The following is an 8862-nucleotide window of genomic DNA, read 5'->3' as shown; positions in this document are numbered from 1 at the left end:
GGACCTGCGGATTCGTGATCGATGGCCTTTTCGTCGCCGCCGTGACTTTCAGTCACCACCGGATGTGAGACAGAGCCGTTAGTTTTACAGTCCCGGTGGCAGACGGTGATCGACAGGCCGGTCTCAGCTGCGAGCTGGGCGAGCTCGGTCTTCCAGGTGCGGGTGCGGTAGCCGGCTGAACTGTCCTGGCGACGTTTCGAGGCAGTCTCCGACGTCGTGCAGGTTGGTCAGCGCATCTCATGCGAGTTCCTCCAGTTCGACAGCATCAGCCCCATGCACCGCCAACGCAGTCATTCAGCAGGCAATCGGAGCGTCACGGTCGCTGCCGTGATGTGACGGTCCGTGAGGGTGTGAGGCTTCGGTCGTGGGGTGTGGTTGGATCTTGCCGTGCCCGAGCTGGAGTCGATGACACGCGACGAGCTGGTCGTGTTCGCCCGTGGTCAAGCCGTCCGGCTCGACGAGCTGGCGGTGGTGATCGGCCGCCAGGATGCGCAGATCTCGGCCATGGCCACGCAACTCGCCGACGTGACGAACAAGTTCGAGCGGCAGGCCCAGGAACTGGCGAAGCTCCAGCATCTGCACTCGCGCAATAGTTCCAAGTCCTCGATGCCGCCCTCGAAGGACGACACCCTCGGGAAGGTGTGCCGCCACGTAAGGAGCGCCGGGCCAAGCCGAGCGGCCGCGATAAGGGCAAGCAGAAGGGCGCGCCCGGGTCGGCGCTGCGCTGGCGCGAAGACGATGAGATCGACGGCCGCCTGGACCGCTTCCCCCAAGGAGCGTGCGGCTGCGGGGCCGACCTGGTCGACGCGGTCGACCAGGGTGTACCGCAGCACGAGATCCCGCTGGTGACGGTGGCCGTCACCCAGTACGACCAGCACTCGGTAGCCTGCGCCTGCGGGAAGATCCACACCGCCGAGCGCCCCGTAGGTGCCGGGCGGGGACGGGCGGAGTACGGGCCCAGCCTGCGCGGATTCGCGGTCTACCTGCTCGTGGTGCACTTCGTGCCAGTGCACCGGGTGCGTGAGATCCTCGCCGTGCTGACCGGCGCCGAACCCTCCGTCGGCTTCGTCCACGCCCTGCTGCCGCGGGCCGCGTCCCTGGTGGCGACCTGCGACTTCGTCATCCGAACCCTGATCACCCCTCGCCTTCACGCTCTGCTGCGACGAGGCCCCGCTGAAGGTCGGCCCGGCCGCCCCGGGCAGGGGCGAGGCCAAGGGCTACCTGCACGTCGCCTGCACCGAGCTGTCCACCCACTTCCTGCTCGGCGACCGCTCCATGACGACCTCCCGGCAGTTCGTCTACCGCGACCTGGAGCCCGAGACGGTCATCGTCCACGACCGCTATCAGAACTACGACAGCGTCCACCTCGGCACCCTCCAGCACCAGTTGTGCCTGGCCCACGTGCTCCGAGACCTGGTCGGCGCCGCCGAGCTCTACCCCGAACAGACCTGGCCCACCCAGCTCGCCGACGAGCTGCGCGAGCTGATCCACCGCGCCAACCAGGCCCGCGACCGAGACGAGCAGGCCCCGGCCGCACGAATCAAGCAGGTCGCCCTGCCCGGCGTGCGGCACGCCGTGCGGATCGGCCTCGCCGTGCACCGCCACACTGGCGGACGTCCGGCCCGGCGCCCGCAAGGCCCGCCTGCTACTACAGGCCCTGCGCGAGCGCGAGGACGACTTCCTGCGCTTCACCACCGACTTGCGCATCCCGCCGACCTCGAGCCAGGCCGAACGCGACCTGCGCCCCTCCGAGATCCAAGAGAAGATCTCCGGGCGGCTCACCGACCTGCAACGTGCCAAGGACCGCTACCTCATCCGCGGCGTGCTCTCCACCGCGACCAAGCACGCGGTCAACCCTCTGGCCGTGCTCCGCGACGCCTTCACCGGCACGTTCTGGCTCCCCCCGGCAGCCACCGCACCTGCTTGACCACCCGCCCAGCAGCCGCTGACCACCGGTCACCGACCGTCACCGCACGCCCAAAACAGTCACACAGCGCAGCCCTGCCGAATGATTGCCCGCCAGCGATTCCGACCAACGTCACGTGAACGACCGGCTGTAGCACTTGGCGGAAAGGTAACCATCGAATTGGCGAAAACCGCTCCGAAAGGCGGCCGACGACTTTCCCGGATTGGCCCGGGGAGCTTGGCCGTTCTGCCTTCCGGCGCCTTCTCGCCCGGCCCCTCATCCATGCTGTGACAATCGACACTTCCCTAACCTGCGAGTAGCTGATAAGTTTTGCGACGCACGTCACCTTCCACCTGCCCTAATTACCTCTCCCGCCATGGTGCGCCAGAAGGAGAAATCGAGGGTCCGATGTTCACGGGAACGAATTCTGGTTTACCGCACATCAGAAGGAGTGGTGCGTTACGGGTCGGTTCGAGCTTAGGGTTCAGTGGCCTGTCTGCCTATGACGAATCCAGTGGCTCCTGGACAGGATTCGACACCGACATAGCCCGAGCCGTGGCCGTTGCCCTTCTGGGCGACGAGGATGCGGTCGAATTCCTGCCGCTGGCATCCGCCGAGCGTTTCGACGCACTCGACGACGGCCGCATCGATCTCGGGTCGTACAACTCCAGCATTACGTTGACGCGTGAGGCCGAGTACGACGTGACATTCGTTCACCCGCTGCTCTACGACGGCGAGGTGTTCGCCACCAGGCCCGGGAACCTCCGCCTCGGACAGGGGCAGGACGGGGCGGCCGACGGGTCCCGCCGCACGATCCGCGACACAGTCGGCACCAGGATCGGCATGCTCGCCGGGTCCACCACCGCGGACAACGTCTCCCGCCACTGCGGTCAGGTCGGCGTCGAGTACACAGCCTACCTGTACCGGACCCCGCAACAGGCCCTGGGTGCCTACCTGTCCGGCGAGGTGGACGTCTACTGCCTCGACTCCTACCTACTGGCGGGGGAGCTCTCACGCCACGGGGACTTCGACGACCACGTCTTTCTGGACGACCAGGTGTCCCTGGAAGCGATGTCCCCGGTCGTGCGCGGTTCCGACTGGGCGTTCACCAAGGCAGTGCGCTGGGTTCTCTTCGCGCTTATCGAGGCGGACAACCTCGGGCTCACCCGGGATTCCGTCCTGCCCGTCTCCGAAGCGGCTCCCGGGACTTACCTGCACCAGTTCCTGCGACCGGACAAAAAGCACGCCGAGAATCTGGGGCTACTGCCGGACTTCACATCGAGGATCCTGGAGCGAGTCGGCAGCTATTCCGACATATTCGAGCGGAATCTAGGCGCGGGATCCCCGCTGAAGCAGGGTCGAAAGGCCAACCGTCTTCGCACCAGCGGTGGAATGCTCTATGCACCTCTTTTTATCTGACACAAGGAGCTGATCATGCCCCAGGAAATCCTTGTCAAACCTGAACTCCTGACCGGTGCGTGCATCGAGAAGAATTTTTCGTATCTTGAGGTGTCGGCGTCCGAGGTCAATCCGGATGTAATTTTCGATATTGTCACAAAGGGAAGTCATCACGGCGCGATCGTCTACGTGCTACGCGACGCCTTCAACCCAGCACTGGCCACACGAGTCATCGAGAATTTCGATTCCATCCTCGCCCGCACTGAGGGTGGAAACCGCACCGACGACTCGTTCGTCAAGACGAACCAGATAGGCGCTACCCAGTTCTCGCGTTCCGGAGATGAGTACGTTCGCGAGGTGATCCAGACCTCGTCAATAAGCCTCGACCTGTTCGACGGTGTGGCGCACGACGAGATCGAACAGCTCTTCGCAACCGAACTGCTGGAAATGACCTTTGCCAAGAAAGGCATGGTATTGCGCAGTAGCCGGTTCAAGAACATCCCGGCCGGCTTCTGCACGCTGCGGCGCTGGCTGGACAACGGCGAGATGGCACTCATGCCGCACGACGACACCGCCCAGCTGCTGTCCGCGCGCAAGGATGGCTATGAAGTGGCTGGGGCCACCCACGTCGTCTCGTACAACGCCGCGGTGGAGACCTCCGACAAGGGCGGTGCCCTCAAGGTCTGGAACATCAATCCCGACGAGGCTTGCCGCGAGCGCCTCGGACTGGTCAGCACCGGCTATCCGTACCCGATCGACAGTCTGGATGGGATCGAGTCGCTCACCGTCCAGCTGCGCCAGGGCGACGCGTACTTCCTGAACTCCAGTTTCATCCACGGAGTGTCGAGTGTGCAGGAGGGCCGGCGGCTGTCGGCCGGGCGGTTCGTCGGCAAGATCTCCGACGACGTTGCCGTGTACTGGACCTGAGACAGGTGACCACCATGAGCGGGACGACCGAAGCGGCCTACGCCGCGGAATTGGCACGTAGCGGATACGCCTCCATACCCTCCGCGTTCTATTTCGACTCCGTCCTGGCGGACCGTAGCCGGGACGAACTGCGGTCCGAGTACGTACAGCTGGAGAACGCGTTCAGCGATCTGACGCTCGACCCCTACTCGCCCGGAAACCGTTACCGCAGATACGCGCAGCTCCGCGTGGAGAAGGGCTCGACGGATTTCGAGTACGGCCTGTTCGAGCCGTACCTCCAGACCAAGAGCTACAACGCCGACACCGGCGGCATCGTGCGGAGCTATCCGCTCATCAGCGAGGAACTGCAGAAGAACGACCTGCTGGCCCAGATCCTGCGGTCCGACATCACCTGCGTGCAGGCTTACGACCGGATCGAAGCCGAACCGTCGGAGCTGATGGTGGGCCTGCACCTCTTTCGCTACCTGGCCTACCCGGGCAACCCGGCCTACAGCTCGCCCAACTGGCTGCACAAGGACGACGAGAACGTGGTCTTCGTCCACTTGGTGGGGCTGTCCGGCAACGCGATCGGCGGGGACAGCGTCATCGCCCCGGACGCCAAGCACTTCGAGAACGTGCTCCGGCTGACGGACGTCTTCGACACCGTGGTGGTCAACCACGACAAGCTCCACGCCGTCACCCCGGTCGGCGCGAGCGGCACCAACACGATCGTGCCGAGCCGTCGCGACATTTTGCTCGTGACATTCCAAGTTAGGAGCGCCTGATGGCCGGCGAAGACAAGACGGCGATCGTCACCGGAGCCGCCAGCGGCATCGGCAGTGCCACCTGCGCGAGCCTGCTGGAGTCCGGCTACCGGGTCCTCGGGATCGACCGGACCGAGGGCGACATGAGCCTGCCGGCCGCCTACTCACACGTGGCGCTGGACATCACCGACTTCGACCGGCTGGCGGGTGTCGTCGGCGTGGACTTCACCCCCGGCGACGTCAACCTGCTGGTCAACTGCGCGGGACAGAGGGAGATCTGCCACACCAGGAAGCTGTCACACACGGAGTTCCGCGGCATCCTCAACGTCAACACCACGTCCGTGTTCGTGGCGAGCCAGGCGTTCTGCGAGCGCCTGATCGGGGCGTCGGTCGCCGGTGCCATCGTCAACGTCGCCTCGGTCGCAGCCTTCCTGGGCGAGCCGAACCGGACGGCATACGTCACCTCCAAGCACGCCGTCATCGGGCTGACCAAGCAGTTCGCCGTGGACTACGCGCAGTTCGCCATCCGGGCGAACGCCGTGGCGCCCGGCGTCATCAGAACCCCACTGACGGAGCAGTACTTCACGGACGACGACCAGATGGACCGCATCCGCAGGGGGCAGCTTGTCGCGGACTTCGGCACGACGGCCGACGTCGTGCGCGCCATCCGCTTCCTGTCCGCCCCCGACGCCACATTCGTCACCGGCTCCACCGTCTTCGTCGACGGCGGCTGGAGCGCGTCGAAGGTTCTGTGAAGCCGGGAACACCCACAGCAGGAACAGAGGAAGAGAACTGTGGAAGATTACGTCCTGATTATCGGGGCTGACGTGTCGCTGCGGGAGCGCAGCCTGGCGGGGGCCCTGCGTGCCGCGTCGGGCCGGCCGGTCTTCACCGTGTCGCTGCATAAGGAAGCGCCCGGTCTGCGGTATTTCGACGGCAGTCTGTACTCCGACATCGCCGACCACGACACCATCATCGCTGCGGCTGAGGAGCACGCACGTCGCACGGGGGCCAAGCCGTTCGCGGTCGTGCCCACCAACGACTTCACCGTGACGTCCGCGGCCCTGGTCGCACGCCACTTCAGCCTGCCCCACAACCCGCTGCGCAGCGTCGAGCTGTGCCGCGACAAACTGGCGATGAAGCAGGCGTTCGCCAACGCCGGCGTGCCAGTGCCCAAGTTCGCGGGTTTCACTTCGTACGCGGAACTCGAGCAGTTGGCCGGCGAATTCGCCTTTCCCGTCGTCATCAAGCCCCGGCAGATGGCCGGCAGCCTTGGCGTGATCAAGGTGGACCGAGCCGAGGACCTCGCCGACATCTACGAGCGGTCGGTGGCCGCAGTCGAGTCGCTGAGCGGGCAGGCGAACTCCCCGGAGGACCTCTTCCAGATCGAGGAGTACATCGACTACCCGTACGAGGTCAGTGTCGAGGTCGCGCACCTCGGTGGCGAACGCTTCGTCCTCGCGGTCACCGACAAGCAGCTCGGCGAGGAGCCCTACTTCGTCGAACTCGGCCACGTCGTACCGTCGGTGCACACCGCGAACGCCGCGCTCATCGACTGGGCCCTCAGGGCGTGCGAGGTCCTCGGCATCGAATACGGCGTCGCCCACTTCGAGGCCAAGGTCGGCGTCGACGGCGATATCAGGGTGATCGAGGTCGCCGCGCGCACCGGCGGCGACTCGATACTGGACCTGGTCGAGGACGTCTATGGGGTGAACCCGTACGAGCTGCACGTACGCTCCTACCTCGGGCAGGAGGCGGACCACGAGAAGCTCACACCTCGCGGCATCGCAGCCGTAGCCTTCCTCAAGGCACCCTCGGGGACCCTCACCGAGGTGCGGAAGTCCGCGGGCATCCTCAACTCCCCGGACATCAAGTTCTACTCGATCACCGCACAGGTCGGCGACCGCGTGCTGCCCCTGACCTCCTGGCGTGAGAGGGAGGGCTTCGTCCGCTTCACCTGGCCCGATCGGGAGGTCGCCTACGGCGGCGAGCCGCTGACCGACAACCTCGTCCAGGCCCGCGAGATCGTGGCCGAGATCTTCGCGGTGGACTGAGTGAGGGCCAGAGAGTTCGGTTTCGGCTTCTTCATGATCTCGCGGTCCCTGGGATCACTGTGTGACCAGTTCCTCCTGTTCGCGGTGCCGCTGGCGGTGCTCGACGCGACGGGTTCGGCCAGCTACGCAGCGGTGGCGTTCGTCATCGAGTGGGTGCCCCGGGTGATCGGATTCCCGGTCGTCGGAGCACTCATCGACGGCCTGCCACTCAAGCGGGTCTTCCTCGCTCTGGACGCCGGCCGCGTGGTGGTGCTGCTGGCGGCGGGCGGAGCCCTGCACGTCTTCGGGAGCTTCGGCACCCTGGTGGTGCTGATGGCGTGCATGTCCGTCGGGTACGTCGTGAACTTCCTGGGCATCGAGGCGACCATCCCCAACAACCTCGACCCGAAAGACTTTCCCCGCGCCCACTCGCTCGTGCAGGGCGTCGAGCAGGCGTCCCAGGTCGCCGGACCGGCCCTGGCGGCCCTGCTCTACCGGCTCGGCAGCATCGAGTACGTGCTCATCGCATGCGCGGCCCTCTTCGCGGTCTCCGGCGCCAACATGGCACTGCTGAGGGTGGCGGACGCCTCGGCGATGAACTCCGCCTCGGTGGCCCGCATCATTACCATCAACCGCGCCGCGTTCGCCGTCCTCCTGAAACGGCGCGAGGTGCTCTACCTGAGCGGGCTGACCTGGGTCGTCAACTTCGTCTACGGGACGGCCCTGGCCATCAGCGTGGCCGTGGTGGTGCAGCACTTCGGGCGGGGATCGTCGAGTTTCGGCGGCATGCAATCCGCAGCCGCCCTCCTGGCCCTCGCCGTGTTCTCGGCCATCCCGTCTCTCGTCCGGCGCAGAGGGGTAGCTCTCGTCGGCCGGCTCTCGCTCGCCATGATGATCGGCAGCGGCTTCGCCCTCGGACTGGCCCCGGGCTTCTTCGTCTACGCCGCCGCCTACTGCCTCCTCATCGCATTCGACGGCGGCTTCAACGTCTACGTCAGGACGATGCGGAGCACGGTCCTCCCCAAGGAGCACCTCGGCAAGATCATGGGGATCGTCGGGGCGGTGAACCTGCTGTCGATCCCGGTCAGCGGCGCACTGGTCTCAATCCTCGCCGGCCGCGTCCCGCTGCTGAGCATCATCCTGCTGTCGGCCGGGATCTCCGTCACCCTGTGCGCAGCCGTTCTGCTCTACGGCCGGTACGGCCTCGGCTACCAGTCCTACTTCCCCCAAGTGCGCCAGCAACCCCCTCACCCGATTCTAGGAGAAGCCGAACCGGAAGCCGCCTGAGGCCCCCGGACCGGGCAGGCTCTTACGAGTGGCTTCGCTGGTACGGGCCGACGGAACCCCTTGTGGCGCACCAGTCCAACATTTGTGACGGAACGTTATGTCGATCACCGAACGTTACTCGTCGGGCGGCGGCGGCCTCGATCGCACTGGCCTAATACTCCAGCCGGACTTCTCCATTACCGCTGGTTAACGGCTTGAGTGTGGGGATTGTAGCGGGGTGGGTTTGGGTGCGGGGCGGTCTTGGTGGACCGTCCCGCGAACGGGTGGCCGCGCCGCATGTAGTGGCAGTGTCGGGCGCGTGCTTGGTGGCGGCGTCTCCAGTGCGACCAGCTCATTGCGTGATCGCGTCGTGCAGGGCGGCGGGGTTCAACTGCCAGCAGGCGACGGATTTCTGCCGGGGTGAGGTCCACGAGGTCGGGTGTGTCTGCCGCGTCACCCCTTTTTCGCGTTCCTGAACGGCCATTGCCGCGAGGTGTGAGGCGACCCCGGTGGTGTGGACACTCTGACAATGGATCTTGCAGATCCGAGGAAGGGTGTCTTGGTGGGACGGAAGTCTCCGTATCCGGCG

The 8862-nt window shown here is 65.7% G+C and carries 8 protein-coding genes and 1 pseudogene; all 9 read left to right on the top strand.

The window, feature by feature from the left end:
• Positions 1 to 387 precede the first annotated feature (387 nt).
• The 9 genes and pseudogenes from ACIA8E_RS41110 to ACIA8E_RS41070 all read left to right on the top strand — a co-directional run bounded on the left by ACIA8E_RS41110 (position 388) and on the right by ACIA8E_RS41070 (position 8294).
• Positions 388 to 849 (top strand): hypothetical protein, encoded by a 462-nt coding sequence (locus ACIA8E_RS41110; protein WP_399307128.1) that lies wholly within the window; start codon positions 388 to 390, stop codon positions 847 to 849.
• A 324-nt stretch (positions 850 to 1173) separates the two neighbouring features.
• Positions 1174 to 1488, top strand: a pseudogene (locus ACIA8E_RS41105) (transposase); the annotation flags it as partial.
• A 118-nt stretch (positions 1489 to 1606) separates the two neighbouring features.
• On the top strand, positions 1607 to 1927 hold the full coding sequence (locus tag ACIA8E_RS41100) for a transposase (protein ID WP_399307130.1): 321 nt from the start codon (positions 1607 to 1609) through the stop codon (positions 1925 to 1927).
• A gap of 387 nt (positions 1928 to 2314) precedes the next feature.
• The gene (locus ACIA8E_RS41095) at positions 2315 to 3325 is read left to right on the top strand and encodes a transporter substrate-binding domain-containing protein (RefSeq protein WP_399307126.1); all 1011 of its coding nucleotides are present in this window, start codon (positions 2315 to 2317) and stop codon (positions 3323 to 3325) included.
• A gap of 15 nt (positions 3326 to 3340) precedes the next feature.
• Positions 3341 to 4231 carry a hypothetical protein gene (locus ACIA8E_RS41090; protein ID WP_399307124.1) on the top strand — a complete coding sequence of 297 codons (891 nt, stop codon included), beginning with the start codon at positions 3341 to 3343 and terminating at the stop codon, positions 4229 to 4231.
• A 14-nt stretch (positions 4232 to 4245) separates the two neighbouring features.
• Positions 4246 to 4995: a 2OG-Fe dioxygenase family protein gene (locus ACIA8E_RS41085; RefSeq protein ID WP_399307122.1), complete on the top strand. Its 750-nt coding sequence runs from the start codon at positions 4246 to 4248 to the stop codon at positions 4993 to 4995.
• A complete protein-coding gene (locus ACIA8E_RS41080; protein WP_399307120.1) occupies positions 4995 to 5729 on the top strand; it encodes an SDR family NAD(P)-dependent oxidoreductase in 735 nt (244 codons plus the stop codon). The genes ACIA8E_RS41085 and ACIA8E_RS41080 overlap by 1 nt, the downstream gene beginning before the upstream one ends.
• Before the next feature lie 39 nt (positions 5730 to 5768).
• Positions 5769 to 7028, top strand: coding sequence for an ATP-grasp domain-containing protein (locus ACIA8E_RS41075; protein WP_399307118.1), 1260 nt, complete (start codon positions 5769 to 5771; stop codon positions 7026 to 7028).
• On the top strand, positions 7029 to 8294 hold the full coding sequence (locus ACIA8E_RS41070) for an MFS transporter (protein WP_399307116.1): 1266 nt from the start codon (positions 7029 to 7031) through the stop codon (positions 8292 to 8294).
• Positions 8295 to 8862 lie beyond the last annotated feature (568 nt).

It is taken from the genome of Streptomyces sp. NPDC051664 (assembly GCF_044453545.1).
Classification (GTDB): domain Bacteria; phylum Actinomycetota; class Actinomycetes; order Streptomycetales; family Streptomycetaceae; genus Streptomyces.
Note: the sequence above shows the minus strand (reverse complement) of the source record. Positions and strands in the feature narration are given on the sequence as shown.

Excerpts from the sequence above, each read along its gene's own strand:
- ACIA8E_RS41085 (WP_399307122.1), top strand. The coding sequence starts at position 4,246 with ATGAGCGGGACGACCGAAGCGGCCTACGCCGCGGAATTGGCACGTAGC.
- ACIA8E_RS41095 (WP_399307126.1), top strand. The coding sequence starts at position 2,315 with ATGTTCACGGGAACGAATTCTGGTTTACCGCACATCAGAAGGAGTGGT.
- ACIA8E_RS41090 (WP_399307124.1), top strand. The coding sequence starts at position 3,341 with ATGCCCCAGGAAATCCTTGTCAAACCTGAACTCCTGACCGGTGCGTGC.
- ACIA8E_RS41080 (WP_399307120.1), top strand. The coding sequence starts at position 4,995 with ATGGCCGGCGAAGACAAGACGGCGATCGTCACCGGAGCCGCCAGCGGC.